This window comes from Spirosoma areae (assembly GCF_054781775.1).
Window position 1 is genome coordinate 82,797 of the sequence record NZ_BAAGTT010000023.1, and the last position, 22,969, is coordinate 105,765.

The 22,969-nt window shown below is 53.4% G+C and carries 25 protein-coding genes; 17 read left to right on the forward strand and 8 right to left on the reverse strand.

The features are described 5' to 3' along the window. Positions 1-36: 36 nt before the first annotated feature. Positions 37-417 carry a hypothetical protein gene (locus tag ACYVI1_RS09095; protein WP_460909078.1) on the reverse strand — a complete coding sequence of 127 codons (381 nt, stop codon included), beginning with the start codon at positions 415-417 and terminating at the stop codon, positions 37-39. A gap of 267 nt (positions 418-684) precedes the next feature. On the opposite strand from ACYVI1_RS09095, the gene ACYVI1_RS09100 reads away from it, so the two are divergent. The 7 genes from ACYVI1_RS09100 to ACYVI1_RS09130 all read left to right on the forward strand — a co-directional run bounded on the left by ACYVI1_RS09100 (position 685) and on the right by ACYVI1_RS09130 (position 9,817). Beyond that, complete coding sequence (locus ACYVI1_RS09100; protein ID WP_460909488.1) at positions 685-2,385, forward strand: CTP synthase; 1,701 nt, start codon at positions 685-687, stop codon at positions 2,383-2,385. Between the two features lie 134 nt (positions 2,386-2,519). Beyond that, on the forward strand, positions 2,520-4,391 hold the full coding sequence (gene yidC, locus ACYVI1_RS09105) for a membrane protein insertase YidC (RefSeq protein WP_460909080.1): 1,872 nt from the start codon (positions 2,520-2,522) through the stop codon (positions 4,389-4,391). A gap of 88 nt (positions 4,392-4,479) precedes the next feature. Next, the gene (locus ACYVI1_RS09110) at positions 4,480-6,258 is read left to right on the forward strand and encodes an amino acid ABC transporter substrate-binding protein (RefSeq protein ID WP_460909083.1); all 1,779 of its coding nucleotides are present in this window, start codon (positions 4,480-4,482) and stop codon (positions 6,256-6,258) included. Between the two features lie 128 nt (positions 6,259-6,386). Continuing rightward, positions 6,387-7,679 (forward strand): glutamate-1-semialdehyde 2,1-aminomutase, encoded by a 1,293-nt coding sequence (hemL, locus tag ACYVI1_RS09115; RefSeq protein WP_460909085.1) that lies wholly within the window; start codon positions 6,387-6,389, stop codon positions 7,677-7,679. Next, positions 7,676-8,320, forward strand: coding sequence for an HAD family hydrolase (locus ACYVI1_RS09120; protein ID WP_460909087.1), 645 nt, complete (start codon positions 7,676-7,678; stop codon positions 8,318-8,320). The genes hemL and ACYVI1_RS09120 overlap by 4 nt, the downstream gene beginning before the upstream one ends. After that, positions 8,320-9,327 (forward strand): glycosyltransferase family 2 protein, encoded by a 1,008-nt coding sequence (locus ACYVI1_RS09125; RefSeq protein ID WP_460909089.1) that lies wholly within the window; start codon positions 8,320-8,322, stop codon positions 9,325-9,327. The genes ACYVI1_RS09120 and ACYVI1_RS09125 overlap by 1 nt, the downstream gene beginning before the upstream one ends. Positions 9,328-9,451: 124 nt before the next feature. Beyond that, positions 9,452-9,817: a hypothetical protein gene (locus ACYVI1_RS09130; protein WP_460909091.1), complete on the forward strand. Its 366-nt coding sequence runs from the start codon at positions 9,452-9,454 to the stop codon at positions 9,815-9,817. A 70-nt stretch (positions 9,818-9,887) separates the two neighbouring features. On the opposite strand, the gene ACYVI1_RS09135 is transcribed toward ACYVI1_RS09130, so the two are convergent. Next, entirely contained in the window at positions 9,888-10,043 is a 156-nt protein-coding gene (locus ACYVI1_RS09135; protein WP_460909093.1) for a hypothetical protein, read from the reverse strand. Positions 10,044-10,231: 188 nt separating this feature from the next. Between ACYVI1_RS09135 and hisS the strand changes: the two genes are divergently transcribed. Further along, positions 10,232-11,590, forward strand: a complete 1,359-nt coding sequence (gene hisS, locus ACYVI1_RS09140; RefSeq protein ID WP_460909095.1) for a histidine--tRNA ligase — start codon at positions 10,232-10,234, stop codon at positions 11,588-11,590. Positions 11,591-11,621: 31 nt separating this feature from the next. Here the strand turns inward: hisS and ACYVI1_RS09145 are convergent, their stop codons facing one another. From ACYVI1_RS09145 to ACYVI1_RS09165, 5 genes are all read right to left on the reverse strand, one after another. Then, complete coding sequence (locus ACYVI1_RS09145; protein ID WP_460909097.1) at positions 11,622-12,053, reverse strand: SRPBCC family protein; 432 nt, start codon at positions 12,051-12,053, stop codon at positions 11,622-11,624. Between the two features lie 89 nt (positions 12,054-12,142). Further along, complete coding sequence (locus ACYVI1_RS09150) at positions 12,143-12,712, reverse strand: Crp/Fnr family transcriptional regulator (protein WP_460909099.1); 570 nt, start codon at positions 12,710-12,712, stop codon at positions 12,143-12,145. Between the two features lie 118 nt (positions 12,713-12,830). Next, entirely contained in the window at positions 12,831-13,604 is a 774-nt protein-coding gene (cobA, locus tag ACYVI1_RS09155) for a uroporphyrinogen-III C-methyltransferase (RefSeq protein WP_460909101.1), read from the reverse strand. Between the two features lie 84 nt (positions 13,605-13,688). Then, a complete protein-coding gene (locus tag ACYVI1_RS09160) occupies positions 13,689-15,875 on the reverse strand; it encodes a nitrite reductase (protein ID WP_460909102.1) in 2,187 nt (728 codons plus the stop codon). Between the two features lie 301 nt (positions 15,876-16,176). Further along, positions 16,177-16,596: a LytR/AlgR family response regulator transcription factor gene (locus ACYVI1_RS09165; protein ID WP_460909104.1), complete on the reverse strand. Its 420-nt coding sequence runs from the start codon at positions 16,594-16,596 to the stop codon at positions 16,177-16,179. On the opposite strand from ACYVI1_RS09165, the gene ACYVI1_RS09170 reads away from it, so the two are divergent. The 8 genes from ACYVI1_RS09170 to ACYVI1_RS09205 all read left to right on the forward strand — a co-directional run bounded on the left by ACYVI1_RS09170 (position 16,550) and on the right by ACYVI1_RS09205 (position 21,389). Beyond that, entirely contained in the window at positions 16,550-16,735 is a 186-nt protein-coding gene (locus ACYVI1_RS09170) for a recombinase family protein (protein ID WP_460909106.1), read from the forward strand. The two genes, ACYVI1_RS09165 and ACYVI1_RS09170, sit on opposite strands and share 47 nt — an antisense overlap. 7 nt (positions 16,736-16,742) lie before the next feature. Then, entirely contained in the window at positions 16,743-16,838 is a 96-nt protein-coding gene (locus tag ACYVI1_RS09175) for a hypothetical protein (protein ID WP_460909490.1), read from the forward strand. Beyond that, the gene (locus tag ACYVI1_RS09180; protein WP_460909107.1) at positions 16,839-16,976 is read left to right on the forward strand and encodes a helix-turn-helix domain-containing protein; all 138 of its coding nucleotides are present in this window, start codon (positions 16,839-16,841) and stop codon (positions 16,974-16,976) included. Positions 16,977-17,271: 295 nt separating this feature from the next. Next, a complete protein-coding gene (locus ACYVI1_RS09185) occupies positions 17,272-18,288 on the forward strand; it encodes an aldo/keto reductase (protein WP_460909109.1) in 1,017 nt (338 codons plus the stop codon). A 38-nt stretch (positions 18,289-18,326) separates the two neighbouring features. After that, positions 18,327-19,223, forward strand: a complete 897-nt coding sequence (locus ACYVI1_RS09190) for an oxidoreductase (RefSeq protein ID WP_460909111.1) — start codon at positions 18,327-18,329, stop codon at positions 19,221-19,223. A 256-nt stretch (positions 19,224-19,479) separates the two neighbouring features. Then, positions 19,480-19,692, forward strand: a complete 213-nt coding sequence (locus ACYVI1_RS09195) for a hypothetical protein (protein WP_460909113.1) — start codon at positions 19,480-19,482, stop codon at positions 19,690-19,692. 18 nt (positions 19,693-19,710) lie between these two features. Then, positions 19,711-20,613, forward strand: a complete 903-nt coding sequence (locus ACYVI1_RS09200; RefSeq protein WP_460909115.1) for a helix-turn-helix domain-containing protein — start codon at positions 19,711-19,713, stop codon at positions 20,611-20,613. 311 nt (positions 20,614-20,924) lie between these two features. Beyond that, complete coding sequence (locus ACYVI1_RS09205) at positions 20,925-21,389, forward strand: hypothetical protein (protein ID WP_460909117.1); 465 nt, start codon at positions 20,925-20,927, stop codon at positions 21,387-21,389. 150 nt (positions 21,390-21,539) lie between these two features. Here ACYVI1_RS09205 and ACYVI1_RS09210 read toward each other — a convergent pair whose 3' ends face one another. Beyond that, positions 21,540-21,788, reverse strand: coding sequence for a hypothetical protein (locus ACYVI1_RS09210; RefSeq protein WP_460909119.1), 249 nt, complete (start codon positions 21,786-21,788; stop codon positions 21,540-21,542). A gap of 42 nt (positions 21,789-21,830) precedes the next feature. On the opposite strand from ACYVI1_RS09210, the gene ACYVI1_RS09215 reads away from it, so the two are divergent. Next, positions 21,831-22,907, forward strand: a complete 1,077-nt coding sequence (locus ACYVI1_RS09215; protein ID WP_460909122.1) for a tetratricopeptide repeat protein — start codon at positions 21,831-21,833, stop codon at positions 22,905-22,907. Positions 22,908-22,969: the final 62 nt, after the last annotated feature.

Sequence of the window (22,969 nt, forward strand, 5' to 3'; positions counted from 1 at the left end):
ACCACAGACGGGCGTAATAGGGGCAACCGAAGGCTGTCAGATTAACAACGATGGCAGAGCAGGCGGGCCGCGTTGCAGAAACGAATAAAAGGGTAGGGGAACCGAGTGCTGGCGCGGCTGGTGAAAAGCAGTTGTTACCTGAGGTAGAGAAACGCCAAACGCAAAGTCAAATAGCGGTGCGTCGTCGTAGAGGAGGCTGGCTACAGCAGCCAGCCAATACAATTCGTTTGACGTATGGTCGTTCGGCTGACATGGCCCCTTGCAGAATGGGTTATAGGGGTGACAGTGAATGATGAGTACGCCGTTGGATAGCCGGTGCGCGTGCTGGAACACAACCGCCGAGCACTGCATGACCAGAAACAGGCCAAGCAGAAGCCGGGCTATTCGTCCCCGTCGTATCGGCAACCGGTTAATCATTTGCAGTCACTTATTGCCCAGTAAATAAACGTATCATCTTGTTTGTCAAAGGTATAAAACATTCAACAGGATCAATAGCCTTTCAATGCGATTCGGGCGATTTACCAATAGCTCGTCTACTCACACACCCGGCTGAGACTCAACTTGTTGCGCCGGATCCCAAACCGGTTACCGCCACCGGCCAACTTTTTTCCCGCCCGCTGCCCGCATTCCTCCCAAAACCTTCGTACCTTTATGCCCCGTAACGCTTCTAAACAGGCTTCTATCATGGCCGCTACGGGACCCAAATCCGCAAAGTATGTTTTTGTTACCGGCGGGGTAACCTCATCACTTGGCAAAGGCATTGTTGCCTCTTCATTGGCCAAACTGCTGCAATCGCGGGGCCTGTCGGTCACGATTCAGAAATTCGATCCCTACATCAACATCGACCCCGGTACGCTCAATCCGTATGAACACGGCGAGTGTTACGTGACCGACGACGGGGCCGAAACCGACCTCGACCTGGGCCACTACGAGCGGTTTCTGAACCGGCCCACCTCGCAGGCCAACAACATCACCACGGGCCGCATTTACAACAACGTCATCACCCGCGAACGCCGGGGCGATTTCCTGGGCAAAACGGTGCAGGTCGTACCCCACATTACCGACGAAATCAAACGAAACATCCGGCTGCTGGGCGACACCGGCGAGTACGACATCGTCATCACCGAAATTGGCGGCTGCGTGGGCGATATTGAGTCGCTGCCGTTTGTGGAGGCCGTGCGCCAGTTGAAATTTGAACTCGGCGAAAAAGACACCCTCGTCATTCACCTGACCTTAGTGCCGTATCTGCAGTCGGCGGGGGAGTTGAAAACCAAACCCACCCAGCACTCGGTCAGGATGCTGCTCGAAAACGGTGTGCAGCCCGACATCATCGTTTGCCGAACGGAATACCCGCTGCCGCAGGAGATTCGCCGAAAAATCGCCCAGTTCTGCAACGTGCAGGTTAGTTCGGTGATCGAAGCCATCGACGCCGAAACGATTTACGACGTGCCGCTTTTCATGCAGAAAGAGCGACTCGACCAGCGGGCCCTCTATGTGCTGGACATCTACAACGATAAAGACGCCGACCTGGATGCCTGGAAAGCGTTTCTGGGACGGCTCAAAAACCCCGGCGACGTGGTTCGGATTGGCTTAGTGGGCAAGTATGTGGAACTGCACGACGCCTACAAATCCATTGCCGAATCGTTCATTCATGCCGGAGCGACCAACGAATGCAAAGTGCAGTTGGAGTGGATTCAGTCCGAAACGCTGGCCGATGAACGCCACTGTGCCGACGTGCTGAGTCAGTTGGATGGCGTGCTGGTGGCGCCCGGCTTCGGCGAGCGGGGTATCGAAGGCAAAATCAACGCCGTGCGCTACGTGCGGGAGCAGAACATTCCGTTCCTGGGTATTTGCCTCGGTATGCAGATGGCCGTCATTGAATACGCCCGCAACGTGATGGGCATTGAGGATGCCCACTCGACCGAGATGGAGCCCCATACGCCCCACCCCGTCATCAGCATGATGGAGGAGCAGAAAAATGTGACCGATAAAGGCGGCACGATGCGGCTGGGCGCGTATGCCTGCAAACTCAAACGCGACTCACTGGCCCACCAGATTTACGGGAAAACCCAGATCAGTGAACGCCACCGCCACCGCTACGAGTTCAACAACGACTACCTCGACGCCTTCGACAAAGCCGGGCTGCGCCCAACGGGCATCAACCCCGAAACGGGTTTAGTCGAAATCGTCGAGCTGAACACCCATCCCTGGTTCGTGGGCGTGCAGTTTCACCCCGAACTGAAAAGTACCGTGATGAACCCTCATCCGCTGTTTGTTCAGTTCGTGCGGGCAGCGCTGACCTACAGCCAGCAAAAACGGTCGGCTCCGGCCACTACATCCGGCCTGTCAACCGTTCCTGTAGAAACCGCCGACGTGGTTGATTAACCGGGCAGATTGGCGTACTTTTGTAAAAAAGTCGAAAGTCATTCGTCAATACGGGGCCGCCCATGCGGTTGTCAGTGCTTTATTCCTGCGATTTCCTATCGACTCATGACTATCGACTGACGACTACTAACTAAATGGATCGTAATCAACTTATTGGCATTGTTCTGATTATGGCGATGCTGGTCGGCTACCAGTTACTGGTGCCCAAACCCGCGCCCGAAACGGAACCGGCTCAACAAACACAAACCACCAAACCGACAACCGCATCGGGAACTGCCGGAGCGATGAGTAAGGCCGGGTCAGGGTCGGCCGTGCAGCCCTCGCTCGATTCGGCAGCGGCTAAAGCCCGGTTCGGCGATTTCGCGGCCGTGGCAACGGGCGACAGCCGGGATCTTGTTATTGACAACAATGACATTAAAGTAACCTTCAGCACCCAGGGTGGCCGGGTCAAGGAAGTCGTACTAAAAAAGTACAAAACCCATGACCAGAAGCCCCTGGTACTCATTGACGACCAAAGCAGCCAGACAACGCTTGACCTACCCACCAACCGGGGCAAAGTCGATCTGCATAAACTCTATTACCAGACAACCGCCCAAAGCGGCCCTGTCAGCGGGCAACCCCGGCAGATCATATTCCGGGCCGAGATAGGCGCGGGGCAGTCGGTGGAGCAGGTGTACACGATACCCGCCGAGGGCTACGTGATCGACTATGACCTGAAACTGACTGGACTGGCGAATTCGATGGCTGCGGGAGACATCCGGTTTTTGTGGCAGGATAAAATGCGGCCCTATGAAAATGACCTGTCGAACAACCGCCGGGCCGCCACCATCAATTACCTTACTGCCGGCGAGAATTTTAACGGTCTGAGCGAAGGGGAAACCAGTCAGGAAGCCACCGTCGACGAACCGGTGCAGTGGTTTACCATCAAACACAAGTACTTCCTGTCGGGTTTTGTGGCCAAAAACAGTCCCCTGCAAAAAGCCAGTTTCAAAGCGTTGGTCGACCCCGCCGACAGCAGCGTCGTGAAAACGGCCCTCGCCGAGGTGATGCTGCCAATGGCCGACGTAAAAGCCGGTAAAGGGCAGTATAAACTGTATTTCGGCCCGAATGATTTTCAACTGCTGGGCAGCGTAGCCCCGGAGTTCGACCGGAACGTTTACTTAGGCTATTCGATTCTAAAGCCCATCAACAAGTACTTTTTTGTGCCGGTCTTCAACTTCTTAGAGAAGTTCATTACGAATTATGGGCTGCTGATTATTGCGCTGGTGGTGTTCGTGAAGCTAATTCTAACACCGTTAACCTATAAGTCCTACGTCAGCATGGCCAAAATGCGCGTGCTGCAGCCCGAATTGAACGAGATGAAAGAACGGGTGGGCGACGACATGACCAAGCAACAGGCCGAGCAAATGAAGCTGTATCAGGAAGTGGGCGTCAGTCCGCTGAGTGGCTGCGTGCCGGTGCTGGCGACCATGCCGATTCTGTTTGCCCTGTTTATGCTCTTCCCGAACCTGATTGAGTTGCGGCAGAAATCATTTTTGTGGGCCAATGACCTCTCGACCTACGATGCCTTCATTACCTTCCCCGCCATTCCGTTCGTGGGCAGCCACCTGAGTTTGTTCACCGTGTTGATGACGGCTTCGTCTATCGCCTACGCCTATTACAACAACCAGACGACCCCTACCCAGCCCGGTCCGGTCAACATGAAGGCGCTGAGTTACATCTTTCCGGTGATGTTCATGTTCGTGCTCAATTCCTACCCTGCCGGGCTGACCTTTTATTATTTTGTCTCCAACGTGGTCACCATTGCCCAGCAGCAACTCATTCGCCGGTTTGTCGATGAAGACAAAATCAAGGCGGTGCTGGACGAAAACCGCCGGAAAAACGCGGCTGGCTTAGGCAAGAAACCCGGTGGATTTCAGGCCCTCCTGCAAAAACAATTAGCTGCCGCCGACGAAGCCCGGAAGCAGGCCGACGAAGCTCAGCGCAAAGCAAAGGCGAAAAAGTAAGGCCATCGTCAGTCGTCGATCGTCGTAGTCAACGGTGTTTCAGTACTCACTATCGACGACTGACGATGGCCTGTTGACTACTAAAACAATGAACAGCAGGTTTGGTTGGTTTATCGGAATGCGGGTCTGTTTAGCCGGGCTGCTGAGTTGGCACACGGCCACCGCCCAGGTTTCACCCGATGTGCAGAAACGCTATGCGGCAGCGGTTAAACTGGTGCAGACCGGCGACTATGAGCGGGCCAAAGCCGACCTGAATCCACTGATTCAGCAGCGCGGCCCCTTAGCTCCGTATGCCAGCTACTACTACGCTCTGGCTGCGTTCCGGCAGAAGAATTTTAATCTGTCGCGGTTGATGCTCAGGCAGTTGATGGAAACCTTTCCCGATTGGCGGCAGATGGATGAAGCCAGTTATCTGCTGGCAGCCAACAGTCTGGAAATGGGCCAGTATGACGAAGCCCTGACGGCCCTGCAAAAAATTACCAGCCTCAAACTTCGCCCCGACGCAACCAAACTCGAACAGGCGTTCCTGCCCAAACTAACGGACCTGAATCGGCTGAAGCAACTCAACCGGGATTTTCCCGCCAATCGCAGCGTGGGGCTGGCCCTGATTGACCTGATTCAGCGCACATCCAGCGACAAAGATGACCTTGAGCTGTCGGATCGGTTGACGAACCGCTTTGGCGTGCCCGGCGTGGTAAGTCCGCAGCCTGCGGCTACATCGGCAGGCCCGGCCACCAATCGCCCGGCCACATCCACAACGGTGCCTGCCCGGAATGCCCGCCCGAAAGGGTATTACAATGTGGCGGTGATGTTTCCGTTCCGGCTCGATGAATTTGACGCCGAGAAGCGGCTCCGGTCTAACCAATACGTGTATGACCTGTATGATGGCATTAAACTGGCCAGGGCGAAACTGCAGGAAGAAGGCATTACCGTGAATCTGTTCGCCTACGACGTCGACAACGATGCCAACAAAACCCTCGAGTTGGTGAACAGCCCCGCGTTTGCCCAAACCGACCTGATTATTGGTCCGCTCTACGTGGAGCCAAACCGAATTGCGTCGGCTTATGCCAACCAGAGCAACATCCTGCTACTGAATCCGATTGCGACCAGCAGCGAACTGGTGGCCAATCAGCCAATGTCATTTCTGGCGCAGCCATCCATAGCTCAACAGGCCCTGAAAGTGGCGGAGCAGGCCCGCGGGCTGAACAGCACCCGCCGGGCTGCTATTTATTTCGGCACGGCCCGCAAGGACTCGCTGCTGGCCGTTGCGTATCAGCAGGAGCTAAAACGACAGAATTATCAGGTCGTGGACTTCCGGAAACTAAGCGGTACGGCCCAGGCAATGGCAACTGCCATGCAGTTTACCGGCGTGCCCGCCACCCCACCCACCGGAACGCCAGCCGCCAGTATCACGCTCGGCCATGTTTTCTTCGCCAGCAGCAACGATGACGATGGCCAGCGGCTGCTCGATGCCCTGAGTCGCCGGCGGGTGAGCGGCCCGTTGCTGGCCACCGCGTCGGCGTTCGATTTCTACCGAAACTCCGTGTCGACCTTCAGCCGCCGGGATTTGTATTTACTCTACCCCGATTTTATCGACGCATCGCGCGAGCCGGTCATCGAATTCCAGGAGCAGTACGTGGCCAAACGCAACACGATTCCGTCTGTTTTTGCCAGCGAAGGCTACGACATGATGCTATTTTTTGGGCGGCAGTTGGCCAAAAACGGACTGCCCCCGCGCAACCGCAGCAGCCTTCGCTCCGATACGGACGATTACCTGCTGTCGGGCTTCGATTACACCCAAACCAATGACAATCAGATCGTTCCCATCGTAAAATACGAAGACGGGCGGTTTGTGAAAATTAATTAGCGAATGAGTGACGGTCCGACGTTTCGGTGAGTGAATGAGTGAATAGCTGGCGCAAAACTGTACAGCCGGATGGTATTCACTCATTCGCTCACCGAAACGTCGGACCGTCGCTCATTCGCTCATTCACTATGACCACGAGCGAGCAACTGTTTGAGAAAGCCAAAACCCTGATTCCCGGCGGGGTGAACTCGCCGGTGCGGGCGTTTCGGGCGGTGGGTGGCACCCCCGTGTTTATTAAGTCGGCCAAAGGCCCGTTTTTGTATGATGAGGACGGGCGGCACTACATTGACCTCATCAATTCGTGGGGACCCATGATTCTGGGCCACGCGTTTGAACCCGTCGAAAAAGCCGTTCGTGAGGCCATTCAGCACTCGTTTTCCTTTGGGGCACCGACCCGGAAGGAAGTGGAGATGGCCGAATTGATTACCCACATGGTACCCTCCGTTGAACTGGTACGCATGGTCAATTCGGGTACCGAAGCCACCATGTCCGCTATTCGGGTGGCGCGGGGCTTCACCCGGCGCGACAAGCTGATTAAGTTTGAGGGGTGCTATCACGGGCATGGCGACTCGTTCCTGATTGCTGCCGGGAGTGGCGCCATGACGATGGGTGTGCCGGATAGTCCGGGCGTTACCAAAGCCACGGCCGCCGACACACTCACGGCCCCTTTTAATGACCTGGCGGCTGTTGAGCGGCTGATCGACAACAACCACAACCAGGTAGCGGCCATCATTCTGGAGCCGGTGGTGGGGAATATGGGTTGTGTACTGCCCGAACCCGGTTTTCTGGAGGGCATCCGGGCGCTGTGCGATACGCATGGCATTCTGCTGATTTTCGATGAAGTGATGACCGGTTTCCGATTGGCGAAGGGTGGCGCGCAGGAACGATTTGGCATCCGGCCCGACCTGACCACGATGGGAAAAATCATTGGGGGAGGAATGCCCGTTGGCGCTTACGGCGGCCGGGCCGAGATTATGACCTTCGTCGCGCCCGCCGGGCCGGTCTATCAGGCCGGTACCCTGTCGGGGAATCCGATTGCCATGTCGGCCGGGCTGGCCATGCTGCATTACCTCAATGAACACCCGGACGTGTACACCCGCCTGGACCAACTGGGGGATAAGCTCACGGCTGGTTTTCGGGCCGGTTTGCGGAAAGCGGGCCTGAACTACACCATCAATCACATCGGGTCGATGTTCACCCTGTTCATGACGGAGCAGCCCGTAACAAACTTTTCGTCGGCCAAATCCTGCGATGTACCCCAGTTTGGGCGGTATTTTCATGCCATGCTGAAGCGGGGGGTGTACCTGGCCCCCTCGCAGTTCGAGAGCCTGTTTCTGTCCGTAGCCCTGACCGACGAACTTATTGATCAGGTCATTCAGGCCAATGAGGAAAGTTTAGTCGAAGCCCTGGCAACGGCATGACAACGAAAGGGGTCATCTTCGATTTCGACGGGACGCTTGCCGATACGCTGCCCTTGTGCATCCGGGCGTTTCGCTCGTCTATTGAGCCACATCTGGACCGATGCGTCACCGACGCCGAAATTATAGCGACATTCGGCCCCGCTGAGGAGGGGACCATCAAGGCCCTGATACCCGACCAGTACGACGAAGGCGTAGCGGCTTACCGGCATCATTATGAGCAGTTTCACGCCGACTACCCCGATCTGTTTCCCGGAATACGAGCACTGCTCACCGAACTCCAGGCAAACGGCGTGCTGCTGGGCCTGGTAACGGGCAAAGGAAAGGTGAGTGCGACCGTGTCGTTAGCGTTTTATGGGCTGACATCCTACTTTAGCGTGTTCGGCTATGGCGACCTGGAAATGAACAGCAAAACGCGCAATATTAACCGGATCGTAGCCGACTGGAACCTGCCGCCCGCTGCCGTGTTGTACGTTGGTGATGCCCCCAGCGATATCCTGGCTTGCCGCAAAGCGGGTGTACCGATTGCTGCAGCGGCCTGGGCCAGCACCGCCGAGCCGTCGGCCCTGGCTGAACTACAGCCCGATGCGCTCTTTGCGACAGTAGACTCGTTTCGGAATTGGTTAGTTAATCGTTTGTCCTGATGTTCTTCTCCGTCATCATTCCTGTTTACAACCGCCCCGACGAACTGCGCGAGCTGCTGGCCAGCCTGACCCGGCAGACGTATCCGGATTTTGAGGTGCTGGTGATTGAGGATGGGTCGGCCAGCAAAGCCGACACGGTCGTCGCCGAGTTTGTCGGGCAGCTCGATGTACACTATTTTTTTAAAGAAAATTCAGGCCAGGGGTTCACCCGGAATTATGGGTTTGAGCGGGCTGAAGGCGACTACTTCATTATTTTCGACTCCGATGCGCTCATTCCCCCCCATTATTTCGCGGCTGTCAACGAACAGCTTACCAAAAAATGGCTCGATGCGTATGGCGGCCCCGATGCGGCCCATCCTGCGTTTACCCCCGTTCAGAAAGCCATCAGCTATTCCATGACCTCGCCCTTCACGACGGGCGGCATCCGGGGCAGTAAGAAAAATCTTGGCGGCACCTATCACCCGCGTAGTTTCAACATGGGGCTGTCGCGGCAGGTTTGGGAAACCACCCGTGGTTACAAACTCAGCCGACTGGGCGAAGATATTGAGTTCGCCATCCGAATCATCGAACAGGGGTTCACCACCGGCCTCATCCCTGCCGCTTTCATTTACCACAAACGCCGGACAAATTTTGGGCAGTTTTTTCGGCAACTCCGTTTCTTTGGCCGCGCCCGCATCAATATATCCCGCTATTATCCGGGTGAGTTAAAACTGGTTCACTGGTTTCCGGCCCTGTTCACGCTGTTTGTCGTGTCGGTGCCCGTTTTGGCCGTCATCAGTTCGTTGGTGTTCTGGATAGGTATTGATGTACTTGCCTTCTTTTCATTTCTTATTTTTCTGGATGCTACCCGCAAAGAAGATAACCTCAGCGTGGGGTTTCTAAGCGTTGTGGCCGCTTTCGTCCAACTGATTGGGTATGGCACCGGCTTCATGAGCGAAGGCTGGAAGCGGCTGCGGGAGCCAACCGGCTTTCGCGAAACCGGGTCGACCATCGAGTATCCATCGTAGCGGGTCCGGACGTGCGTCTAAGTGGGGGGTAGTTTGGTCAATGTTACCCAAATGTTACCTGAATATTAACGAAATTGACCGGAATTGCGTTTGGTAATTAAATCCCTCGCGTGATTCAACCGACATGGCAAAGCTTGCAAAACCACCCGGCCAACGCTTAGTGAAACGGATGAGTACCCGAACAAAGGGGCTAATCATTGCCCCTCTGGGCCTGTTGGTGTTTAGCGCCGGTCTGTGGCTACTGACCGAAGCCGTTCAGGCAAAGCACCTGGGCGCTCCGTTTCGGCAGTGGTTTTTGTGGGGCATCTATAGCCTGATTCTGACAAACGGCGGCCTGGTATTGTTTGGGCAGGCTGTGCGCTACCGGGCGCAGTTGGATTACCGCCGGTTTGTGCGTCGCGAATTAAAAAAGCGCGACCGGGAGTGGAGCCGCTTTCGGGCTAAACGAAAAACCCCGCCGGGTAAGGGCGAGGTTAAGGCTAAGTCCTGATGATTTTGTTACTAAGTTATTGATTCGTAAGGATCTGAAAATTAACTTACTACCAAATTAATTCATCCGTTTACGCTGCTTTCTTCTCGGCGAACGAGGCCTTGATGGCTTCTACATCCACATTCCTGATGGTTGGTTTCCGCAGCAGTTGTTTGATCGCGTTGACTTTGTTGGTGGCAATGGCCCGGTTCCGGCGTGCCTTCCGCTTTAATTCCGTTACTCCCATGATTATATCGTTTTAACGTGTCGGTTCAAAATGAAGGTGCAAAATTACGGTTTTTTTCGACAGGATTACAGGATTAAATGGATTTTTCGACAGGATTACAGGATTTTCATTTAAGCAAAAACCTGTACTCCTGTACTTCTGTCCAATAAACCTGTTAATCCTGTACTTCTGTCCCTTAATTTTGCACCATGCAAAAACCCACACTACCCAAAGGCACCCGCGATTTTGGGCCGGAGCAAATGCGGAAGCGGCTCTTTATTTTCGATACCATTCGCCAGACCTTCCAGCGCTTTGGCTTTCAGCCCCTCGAAACTCCTTCGATGGAAAACCTGTCGACGCTGACGGGCAAATACGGCGACGAAGGCGACCAACTCCTGTTTAAAATCCTGAACTCGGGCGATTTCTCGGCCACCCTGACTGACCTTGACCTGGCATCCGGGTCGAAGAAACTTACCCCAAAAATTGCCGAAAAAGGCCTCCGCTACGACCTCACCGTCCCGTTCGCCCGCTACGTGGTCATGAATCGCAACGCCCTAACCTTGCCTTTTAAGCGCTACCAGATGCAGCCCGTCTGGCGGGCCGACCGGCCGCAGAAAGGCCGTTACCGCGAGTTCTACCAGTGCGATGCGGATGTTGTCGGGACGGATTCGCTGTTCTGCGAAGCCGAAATTGTGCTGATGATTCATGAAATTTTTCGGAATCTGAACATTCATGATTTTACCCTGAAAATCAACAACCGGAAAATTCTGGCCGGTATTGCTGAAGTGATTGGCGCACCGGGGCAGGAGGGGGCGTTGAGCGTAGCGATTGATAAAATTGACAAAATTGGTAAAGACAAGGTGCTTGACGAACTGCGCGAACGAGGTTTTTCCGAGGATGCTATTACTAATTTAGAGCCATTATTCGACCTTAATACAGGACGATCTACATTAAACGAATGGCTTGATACATCGAAGACGGCTCGTCTGGGAATCGAAGAGTTGAAAGTAATGCTTAACCTTGCGACCCAATATGGACTTGCCGACCCTCGCGTACAATTTGATCCCACCCTGGCGCGGGGGCTGTCCTACTATACCGGGGCCATTTTTGAAGTGAAAGCCAATGGCGTTTCCATCGGCAGCGTCAGCGGGGGCGGACGGTACGACAACCTGACGGGCGCCTTCGGCATGCCGGGCCTGTCGGGGGTGGGCATCTCCTTTGGTGTCGACCGGATTTATGACGTCATGGACGAACTGAACCTGTTTCCGGCCGGGGCCGGGGCGGGCACGCGGGTGCTTCTCGTGCCATTCGATGAAGAGGCCCGCACGGTTGCCCTGCCGCTGCTTAGCCAACTACGGGAAGCAAACGTTGCCGCCGAAATGTACCCCGACCTCACCAAAGTGAAGAAGATGCTCGATTACGCGAATGCCAAAGCCATCCCCTTTGTGGTGCTGATTGGCTCGGAGGAAGTACAGACGGGTTTATTGTCGCTCAAAAACATGGTAACCGGCGAGCAGACAAAGGTGAGCGTGGCGGATGTTATCCGGGCGGTTAACGTAGCCCTATAAGGTTTTTGAAACCTTATAGGGCTGATCATGACTATTCGCAGGCGGCTTTGAGCTGGTCGAGGGATTTCTGCATGCCTTTGGCGAGCATTTTGTTGAACATTCCCCGAAGCAGCTTCGCCAGAAAACCGTCCAGACTTTCCTCAACCCGAACCTCCGTGGCCCCGTTTCGTTCCGTCAGTGTCCAGTTGTGAATTGCGAAGGTGCCGAGCGAGTTGCCAGTCCAGCCGAGTTGCCGAACGGGCGTAACGGTGTGCAACACCGAATGAACCTTCGCCCCGCCCGATTTCCAGTCGAAGGTAGTGTTGGGTTGCAGCGGGCCATTTAGCCGGGCCTGCTTGACGTCGGTTTGCCAGGTAGGCCAGGTATTGATGTTGCTCAGAACGGCCCAAACCGTTTCTGGGGTTGCGTGGATGAGTATGCTGTTGGTGCTTTGTACGGGTGCCTGGTTGTTGATTGGTTTCATGACGAGTTTGTTTTTTAGCTGAATTGTTGCGGTTGATAACCCAAAGGTCAGCTAAAAAACAAGGGTTGGTCTTGACAAAAATCAAGAAATCAGCCGATGGCTTTTCGTCGGAGCCGGCTGAAGGTTTCGGGCGTCATGCCCAGCATCGACGCTAAGTAGTGCAGCGGGACAAGGTTGAACAACTCCCGATTCCGGTCAAACAGGGCATTGTACCGTTCTTCGGCGGTCATCGACAGATGGGTAACAATGCGCTCTTCCAGCACGGTGAAGCATCTGGCCATGAAGAGTTTTTCGAGTTCGTGCCATTTGGGAATAAGCTGCCCCAGCCGCTCGTAGTCAGCCCGGTCGATAACGAACAGGTCGCAGTCAGTCAGGGCCTGAAGGGTCCAGCGGGCGGGCTGGTGAAACATGAAACTGGCCAGGTCTACCACAAAGTAGCCTTTGGTCGAAATCCACTTGGTCACTTCTTTATCGTTGACTTCCAGGTACTCCCGGATAATACCGGATTGCATAAAGCCCAGCCGCTCTGACTGACCGCCTGTTTTCAGGTAAAACCGCCCTTTGGGCAGGCTGACGGGCCTGAAAAACGAAACAATGGTTTGGAGGTCTTCGGTTGGCACCCCGAAATAGGAGTGGATATAGTATTCGAGTTCGTTCATCCTGTAATCCTGTCTATAAACAGCCAATAAACGAAAAAACCTGCGAAAGCCGCCAGCTATTGGGCGCTTCCCGCAGGTTTTTTTGGTAAAACCAACTACCGGTTATGGGTATCTTTCGTTACCGTTTTGCTACTTGCTGGCCCACAAGTTCGGCCATTGCCGACTGCTGCGTGGGCAGACCGGCTACGTCGCCCACTACAATAATGGCCGGGTTGTCCACCGGCGTACCGGACCGACCTGATTCCGCCACTTTTTCCACGATGTCGTGCACCCGGCCAATCACTACCTGCTCATCGGGCAGCGTGCCATTCTGAATAATGGCGACGGGCGTTTGGGCCTTGCCGGAAGCCGCAAAAACGGCCATAATGTCGGTTAATTTATGCATCCCCATCAGCACCACCACCGTGGCCGACGACTGAGCGGCCAACTGCAGGTCGGCGGAGAGTTGACCGGCTTTGGTGGTGCCCGTTACGACCCAGAAACTTTCCGACACGCCCCGCGTGGTGAGGGGAATTCCCGCCGAAGCCGGTACGGCGTAGCTGCTCGACAGACCGGGCACAACAACGGTGTCGATGCCGTGCTCGCGGGCGAATTCAATTTCTTCATAGCCCCGCCCAAACACGAACGAGTCGCCCCCCTTCAGCCGGACCACATGCCCGTATTGCCGGGCGTAATGAACGATGAGCGGGTTAATGTCTTCCTGAACGCAGGAGTAAGCCCCCCGGCGTTTGCCTACATACACCTTGAGGGCGTCGGAGCGGCAGTAATCGAGCAAGTCGGGATGCACGAGCGCGTCATACATGACCACGTCGGCCTGCTGCAGCGCCCGAATGCCTTTGACCGTGATCAGGTCCGGATCACCCGGCCCCGCCCCTACGAGCGTGAGTTTCATAGTATCAATGAGTGAATGAGTGAATTGTCAATGAGTGAATACCATCCGGTAGCATTCACTCATTGACAATTCACTCATTGAAAATTAACTATCCTGTGCCTGCGTTACTTCCTGGAGTTCCGGTGCGCCTTCGCGTTCGATCTGGATGTCGCGATAGGCCTGAATGGCCTGGAGGAAAGCCTCGGCCTGAGCGATGAACCGGCGGGCAAAGGCTTCCGAAGGTTCTTCTTTATTGATGCTGAAGACCAGGCGTTTAAAGTCGCCTTCTTCGGCGTGGAAATTCAGTTCGCCGTGCGACCGGTCCGCCGGTGCGGGACCGCCCGCGAACGTTTTATCGAAATCGCTCACGATGCCGTGCTGCGTGTTGGTGGGCACGTCCCGGCTCATCAGGGCCGCTCGTGCGCCGGTGATGAATACGTTGTAGGCGTGATAGAGCGCGTCGGCCCAGCGGCTTTCGGTGAGGCTCTCCTGGGCCCAGCCCAGCTTTTCCGTCGCTTCGGTCAGGGTGGTTGCTACTAAGTCGATCAGCACGCTGGCGCACTCGCCGATGCCCACTTCGGTCACATACTGTTCGGTGTGGTCCCAGTCGATGTAATCGCTGTCGACGAGGGTTTTCAGGTCGGCTAAGGGTTTTAGTAACTGATAAAAATAATTCTTCCCCTGTCGGGCATAATAATCGCTGTAGTACTCCCCGTCGAAGGCGTTGGCCTCAAAATCGCGGAGTAGGAACCGCAGGGAGTCGGGGCCGCGTTTGGCCGGCAGTTTAATCACTTTATCCGCAATCAGCCCTTCGCCTTTGCCGTTGAAGCCACCGCCCAGCAGCACCTGCAGGGCTGGTAAGACATACGCGCCGTTTTTCAGCGACGAGCCATGATAGCCAATGTTGGCCACTGAGTGTTGCCCGCAGCCGTTCATGCAGCCCGAAATCTTGATTTTGATGTCGTCGTTGAAGACCAGGTCCGGGAATTCATCGTGCATCATCTGCTCTAAGGCGCGTGTGATGCCGTAGCTGCTCGAAATGGCCAGGTTACAGGTATCGGTGCCGGGGCAGGTGGTGATGTCGGCGGTGGTGTCGAAACCGGGTTCGGCTAAGCCCAGCGCGTCGAGTCGCTCGAATACGGCGGGCAGGTCTTCCGGCTTGATGAACCGCAGCAAATACCCCTGATTCACCGTTACCCGAATGTCGTCGGCGGCATACTGCTTCACGAGTTGCGCCAGTGCCCGGGCCGTATCCGAGTGCATATCGCCCAGCAGCACCCGCAGTTGCACCGCATACCAACCCGCCTGTTTCTGCTCGAAAACGTTGGTGCGAAACCAGGTGTCGTAGGCGGGGGAAGCCGGGGGCACGGAGCCAGGCGCAGGGAATGTGGATTCGTCAGCAACTCCCCGCTCCCGGGGCCCCGCTCCCGACGCCTGCTCCCTGACGATAAACTCCTTAACCCGAAGGGCGGGCGTTTCCTGGGCTACCCGGCGCAGCAGTTCATCCAGCCCAATGTCGTTGAGCAGGTATTTCATACGGGCTTTGTGGCGTTTCTGGCGTTCGCCGTAGCGGTCGAATACCCGGATAACGCCCTCGATGAAAGGAATCACCCGCTCTTCGTCCAGAAACTCAAAGGCCGTCTGGGCCGAAAAAGGCTGCGCCCCCAAACCTCCGCCCAGCATCACCCTGAACCCCCGCTTACCGTCCTGAAGGCGGGCCACCAGCCCTACGTCGTGCATATACCCATAGGCCGAGTCCTTCTCGCTGGAGGACAGGGAAATTTTGAACTTACGGCCCATGTCCTGACAGATCGGATTCCGCAGGAAGTAGTCGAAAATGCTGTGGGCGTAAGGCGTAATGTCGAAGGGTTCGTCGGGGTCGATGCCCGCGCGGGCGGAACCCGTCACGTTCCGAACGGTGTTGCCACAGGCCTCCTTGAGGGTAATCCCGGCGTCTTCCAGGTCGGCCCAAAGCTGGGGTGAGTCGGCTAATTTGACAAAATGGAGCTGGATATCCTGCCGGGTGGTGGCGTGGAGGTTTCCCGTCGCGTATTTATCCGATACATCGGCGATGCGGATGAGCTGGTCAGCCGTGATGCGGCCGTGGGGCAATTTGATGCGAATCATCTGCACGCCCGGCTGCCGCTGGCCATACACCCCCCGCGTTAGCCGAAATTTGCGGAAGGCTTCATCGGCTATATCACCCTGCCGAAACGAACTGATCTTCTGCTCCAGGTCCAGAATATCGCGCCGGGCGGCTGTATGAACGGCATCTGTCAGTTGGATAGCCATAGGTAGATTGTCTATAGATTTTATCAACTATTAGTTGAAAACGAAACGCCGGGTCTGTCCGGCGTCTTATTTTTATACAATTTTAAGCAATTTCCGGCTCTATAAAGTTCACCTTATGCCCAACTTATGGTTATGGTCGATAAGAGAAGGTTATGCGCGATTCGTTCGTTTTCGGTCTTAGCTGCAAAACGGGGCTAAACTGAAAATAGCGGTATATTGACCGCTGCGTTGGCTTCGACCGACGGGTCGTTTTGGCTTGACAAGTTGATGGATAACCTGTTCCGATCGTACTTGTATACGCTCATTTGCCCAGCCACTCCCTAAAGTCAGCCACTCGTTCGCCACTCACCAGAACATCCTGTCGGGTTGTGGGCTGAAGGTCCACTTTGAGTTTACTGGCCGAATAAGTATGAAGCAGTTGAATGGCATTCAGGCTGACCAGAAACGCCCGGTTAACGCGAAAAAACTGCCGGGGGTCAAGCAGAGTTGCCAGCTTATCCAGACTGTATTCGATACTGATATGCTGCCCGTCGCGGGTCGTCAACCAGGTGGCTTTGTTTTCGTAACAAAAATAGGCAATCTCACTGATGGGCAGACTGCGGCTTTTGGTGCCGATGCTGACCATAAACCGGTCTTTGTAGAGGGACTGCATCAGCTTCAATGCCTGCATTAGCGTGGTCTGGCGGCTGGACCGATTAGGCCGCTCTCTAAAAGACCTCATTGACTGGGTCGCACACTTAGACAGCCAAGGTGTAGCTCTCAAGAGTTTGCACGAGTCGATTGATACGGCGACCTCGACGGGTAAGTTAGTGTTTCACCGCACCGGCGGCCCGGTTGTTTGGTGCGCTGGCGGAGTTTGAGCGCAATTTGATTCAGGAGCGAACAATGACAGGCTTATCGGCGGCCCGGGCGCGTGGCCGCTTGGGCGGGCGTCCCAAGTGGCTCAATACAGACAAACAGTAATTGGCTGTTCAGCTCTATGAAGCCAAGAAAACCTCCATCAAGAAAATCTGTGAACTGCTGGCCATCAGTAAACCAACTTTGTATGCCTATGTGCGGGCGAGCCAACAACCGGTAGGGGCAGTGGAAAAGACGAAGTAAGAAGCTCTATTTTCATTTTGGTTCGGCTGCATCGGCAGTCCGACTGATGGCCCGCACCGCAACGGCGGACCGTGGGCGGCCCCGCCGTTTGACAGCTAAGACCCTAATTCTGGGGAGCTGTCCAACTTCCGGGAAATATATAAGTATTCCGTAGAAATCTATAAGTCCAATTCTGTCTTTCATCCGACTTTTGTATAGAATTAATAATCATTTAAAATAAAAGATTGTGTCACTTAATTCATACATCACGCTTGGTAATTCAGGTCTTCGGGTTAGCCCTTTTTGCCTTGGCGGCATGACATTTGGAAATGATATGGGCTGGGGTTCCAGCGTTCCCGATTCCGAAGCCATCATTTCCCGCTTTCTGGAAGGTGGCGGTAACTTTATCGATACGGCTAATGCTTACAACTTAGGTCATTCTGAAAAAATCATCGGCGATTTCTTTCAGCAACGCAAAGGCAAGCGCGACCGGGTGGTTATCGCCACGAAATTTTTCAGTAACCTGTTCTCCGGCGACCCAAATGGTGGCGGTGGAAGCCGTAAAGCCATTGTAGCGCAATGCGATGAATCTCTCCGCAGGTTGCAGACGGATTACATTGACCTGTATTACCTGCATAACTGGGACAGGTTTACACCCGTGGAAGAAACCATGAGCGCATTGGATACGCTGGTACAATCCGGTAAGGTTCGCTACATCGGTTTTTCTGATGCCCCGGCATGGAAGGTGGCACAGGCACAGGTGATTGCACAGTTCAGGGGATGGGCACCATTGATCGCCCTGCAAATTGAGTATTCATTACTGGAACGTACAGTTGAAGGGGAACTGATACCAATGGCGGAGGAACTGGGGCTTGGCGTATTGCCCTGGAGCCCGTTGAAAATGGGCAAACTTTCGGGTAAGTACACCCGTGAGAACAAGGAACAGTTACAGGGCGTACGTGGTGCCATAGTCGGTCAGCTTTCCGATAAGGAGTATGCTATTGTTGATGAACTGCAAAAGGTAGCTGCTGAACATCAAACGGATGTAGCCTCCATTGCACTGGCATGGGTACAAAGCAAACCGGGTGTAAGTTCAACCATCATTGGGGCGCGTACAATAGAACACCTGGAATCGAACCTGAAAGCCTTGGATGTGAAATTAACACCAGAGCAGGTTGAGGCACTTGATGCCGTATCCAAACCGATACTGAACTTCCCGGCAGATTTCAATAGAGACCTATCGCCCAACTACGCCCATGCCGGCGCTACGGTTAACGGCGTGCCGAGCACAGATTTCTTTAATCTTCCTGCGGATGATTCAAAGCGCTGGTAAGGTGTTTTTCAAAAATCAACAAGTAAAAACAAAAAATTATGTGGACGACAAAAAATATTCCTGATCAAAAAGGAAAAACGGCGATTGTTACAGGGGCAAATACAGGACTTGGCTACGAAACCGCGTTGGCCTTATATAAGGCGGGAGCAACCGTACTAGTTGCCAGCCGGGATAAAGACAAAGCAGAGAAGGCCATTGCTAAAATGGAAACGGAGAAAGGGGCTGGTTCTTTAGAAATCGGTATTCTTGACCTGGCAAGTTTAGCTGCTGTAAAAGAGTTTGCCGAAACCTTTATTGCGCAGCATAAGCAGTTGCATGTGTTAATCAATAATGCAGGAGTTGGAATCCCGCCAGCTTCAAAAACAAGCGAAGGTTATGAATTGCAGTTTGGCGTAAACTATTTGGGACACTTTGCCCTCACCGGCCTGTTATATCCATTACTTGAGGCAACACCCGGTTCACGAGTAGTCACGGTGAGTAGCTTCGGTTATATAGGCTCAGCCATTGATTTCGATAATCTAAAATTAGAAGAAGAGTATAATGCTGTTCGTGAATACGGACAAAGCAAATTAGCGGACCTTGTCTTCTCCATTGAATTAGACAGAAGAAGTAAAGCTAAGGGACATCAGGTAGTATCTATAGCCGCCCAACCAGGAGCGAATGGCACCGATTTGTCCAGGCACATGCCTGACGAAGCCGTTGTCGCGATGCAGGAAAATTTCGGGGGGCTTATGGAACCCTGGCAGGGTGCTTTGCCAGCCTTGTACGCAGCCGTATCGAACGAAGCAACCGGCGGGAAGATGTACGAGCCGGACGAGAATGGATTCAAAGGTTATCCGACACTGGCTATTCTACAGGAAAATGCCCTGGATGAAACGGTTGCTAAAGAACTTTGGAGCGTATCCGAGAAAGCAACGGGAATAGTTTATCCATAGTACATTTCGTAGAGGCAAAAGAAAGAGCTACAGGAAAACAGTGTAGCTCTTTCTTTTGTGTTAAATAAAATAAATGGCAAAGAATAATTGGAAAGTAGATAATTTTACTTATGGGTTAAATAGAAAATTAAAAGCAAATAACTTAGATACAATTGCTACGGCAGTTCATCCGGGCTGGACGAAAACAAATCTTCAACGTATATCAGGCTTTTTCGTCAATTAAATCTAAAATAACCTGCTGGCAAAAAGTGCAGCGATGAGGACGCTGCCGATTTTAAAAGCAGCGAGAGAAGAAATTTTAACAGGTTCAGGATATTTCGATTCAACAAAAATGAACGAATTTCGTGGTTATCCCGAATTGGTGAAATCAAGTAAGAAGTCTCCTGACAAAGCGTTGGCGGAAAGGCTTTGGAACGTTTCAGAAGAACTCACGAATGTCCATTTTAACTTTAACAAAAATGACAATTGAGTTTTGTCAGTGCAGGCAATGAAAAATAAATTTGTGGAGCTACACTCAATAAGCGAAGCACATAAGGTGTTTGGGTACGATAAGCCCAGGCATCCGCTTGTTTCGTTGGTCGATTTTACTAAGGTAAAACCTAAAGTAACAGAATCAGAAGCCTTTTACCAAATGTCGTTTTATACCATTTCCTGTAAACACTTTAAAGGTGTTTTCAGGTATGGAAAATCATATTACGATTTTAATGAGGGTACATTAATATTTACTGCTCCTCATCAGGTTGTAAGTGCTAGCCACGATAGTGAACTGGAAGGAGGTTGGGGCTTATTTTTTCATCCCGATTTAATTAATGGCACATCGCTTGCTAAAAAAATAAACGGGTATTCATTTTTTGATTATGATGCTAACGAAGCTTTACATATTTCCGAAGATGAACAATTGATTTTGCAGGATTGTATTGAAAAAATAAAAAAAGAATATTCGCAAAATATAGACAAGCATACACAAGGTTTGATTGTAAATAATCTTGAATTATTGCTGAACTACTGTGATCGCTTTTACGACAGGCAATTTCTTACCAGGAGCAACGTAAACAAAGATATAGTTCAACGATTTGAACACTTATTGAACGATTATTTTGCACAGGAAACATTAATTGAGGCTGGATTACCCGACGTTAAGTTTTTTGCATCCCAATTAAATCTGTCACCTAACTATTTATCCGATTTGCTGAACAGGTTCACGGGTAAGACAACACAGGATCATATTCACCTCAAACTTGTTGACACGGCAAAATCACTTTTATGGAGCACCGAAAAATCAATCAGTGAAATTGCGTATGAACTTGGGTTTGACTATCCCTCTCATTTCACCAAGGTTTTTAAAACTAAAACGGGGTTGACACCACAACAATATAGAAATGCGAACTGAATCGATAGAGAACAGTATAGAGCAGGCGTTATGGCGGGGCGACGAATAAATCTCGTTTCCTTTACGGCTCACTTAATCAGCATATTAATAGCTAATTATTCCTATGAAATAATCTGCATAGAACATTTCGTACGAATGTTGGAGACTCCCCTATTTTCATTTTGGCCCCGTTTTGCACCGAAGACCGTTTTCTAAATGCGCATCCCCCTTTTGTGGGATTGTTTGGCCCTGCCCGACGGGCGACCTTTGGTGCGTAGCATCCACCTGATTAAACGGTTTTCTTTACTATCCACAATTAACCAATGACCATCATGACAACCAATCGCTTTTTTTCGTCCGTCAGCACCCTTCTGGTGCTGACCACCGGCCTGTTTGGCGGAGCCTCCCTGTCGGCACAGACCTACCAGGGGTCCACCAGCCTACTGGCTTCGCCCAGGAGTCTGGAAGCCTCGATTTACCCGGTAGCCAGTCGTCCGTCCATGATGCGGGTCAATTTCAATAACCCGACGGGTTCCCTGGTTCGGGTGCAGATTCGGGATGACCACGGCCTAAAGGTCTATGAGGAACTGAGCCGGCAGACGGCCTACCGGGCGCGATTCGACCTGGCCGCGATACCGGTGGGCAACTATACCGTCGACCTCAGCACAACCGACGACCGCATTACCCAATCGTTTACCATCGAAGCCCCCATACAGGGCCGACTAACGATGGGAAGCCGACCCGATCGCAAACTGCCCGATGTCAGGGATACGAAGGGGCTGATCGTTAGTTATTAACCCCGCCCGGTTCGCCTGCTCAGCCGCAGCGACCAATTTCCCGTGCACCAGGATGCTATCGGGAAGTTGGGGCTGCGGCATTTTTGTGCGTCGTGGTTCGTGACTGGTGGTCGACCGAATGACGCAATCACTACCGACTACCCACTCCGTTCAACCCACTTCATTCCGCTCACCGGTTGCCTGCCAGTCAGCATCCATCTCCCGAAACCGGCTGGCGACCCGGCTTAAAAACTCAGCATCGAGCATTGCGGGCACCGCATCGGGGGCCAATAGATCCAGTTCGCTGATTTTATAGGTCTGTTCATACGGCCCGGCTTCGATTTTGACAATATATTTGCCATTCCAGGCGTAAAGACCGATACGGAACTGCGGGTGCGGAATATCCTGTACGAAACGCATTTTTTAATGAATAATGGGTAATGTATACTGAATAATGGTTCTATGACGACCTATCATAACCAGTTTATAACAAAGGTAAGCAACACGACTCACCGGATGTTCTTCCAATCATTCTACATTCTACAGTCTACAGTCTTCATTCTCTGTTGCACCAACGACACTGACGAAGCGGCTCAGTTCTTTTTGCGGGGGAATGTTCAGCTACAAAAACGGGAATACCAGGCCGCTATCCGCTATTACTCAGAAGCCCTGGCCAAAAAGCCCGACTTTGCCGATGCCTACAACAACCGGGGCTTAGCCAAATTCAGAAACGACGATAGGGAAGGGGCTTTAGCCGATTATACCCGCGCCATCGAGGCCGACCCCGACTTTGGGGCGGCCTATGTCAACCGGGCGGAGGTGCGGCTGGAGACCGGGGATGCGGCCGGAAGTTTGGTGGATTTAACCCGTATTGGCAACCACTACCGCGATTCGACGTTTTACCAGACCCGGCTGGGCGATACGTATGTCCGGCTCAACAAACCCGCCGATGCCCAGGCAGCCTACGACCGCGCTCTGCAGCTTACGCCCGACAATGTGGAAGCCCTGACCAATCGGGGCGCGTTGTATTTCAGCCAGAAGGCCTACGAACCCGCCCAACAGGACATCCGGCGGGCGCTGGCCCTCGACCCAAACCAGGATGCGGCCCTGAATAACCAAAGCTTACTGCTGGCCCGCGCCGGAAACTACGCCGAAGCCCTGACTTATGTCGACCGGGCCTTACGGAGTCAACCCCGTCAGCCGTATTACCTTAATAATAAAGCGTACCTGCTGCTCAGGCTCAACCGCCCGGCCGACGCCCTGCCGCTGGTGCAGGAGTCGCTTCAGCGGGATAATCAGAATGCCTGGGCGCATCAAACCCTGGGACTCTACTGGCTGGGGCAACACCAGCCAGCCAGCGCGCTGGCCGAATTCCGGCGGGCCGAACAACTCGATGCCTCGGTCGATCAGCTCTATTTTTCGATTGGTACGGCCGAATGGGCATTGGGGCATAAACCGGAGGCCTGCGATGCCTGGCGACGGGGTGAATCTGCCGGGGATGAACAGGCCCGGCGCGAACGAACGGCGCGGTGCCGGTGAAAACCAGGCCGGAAGCGGTAAAAAGACGTATCTTGCCCAGGTCATCACCCGACCCCCGACCC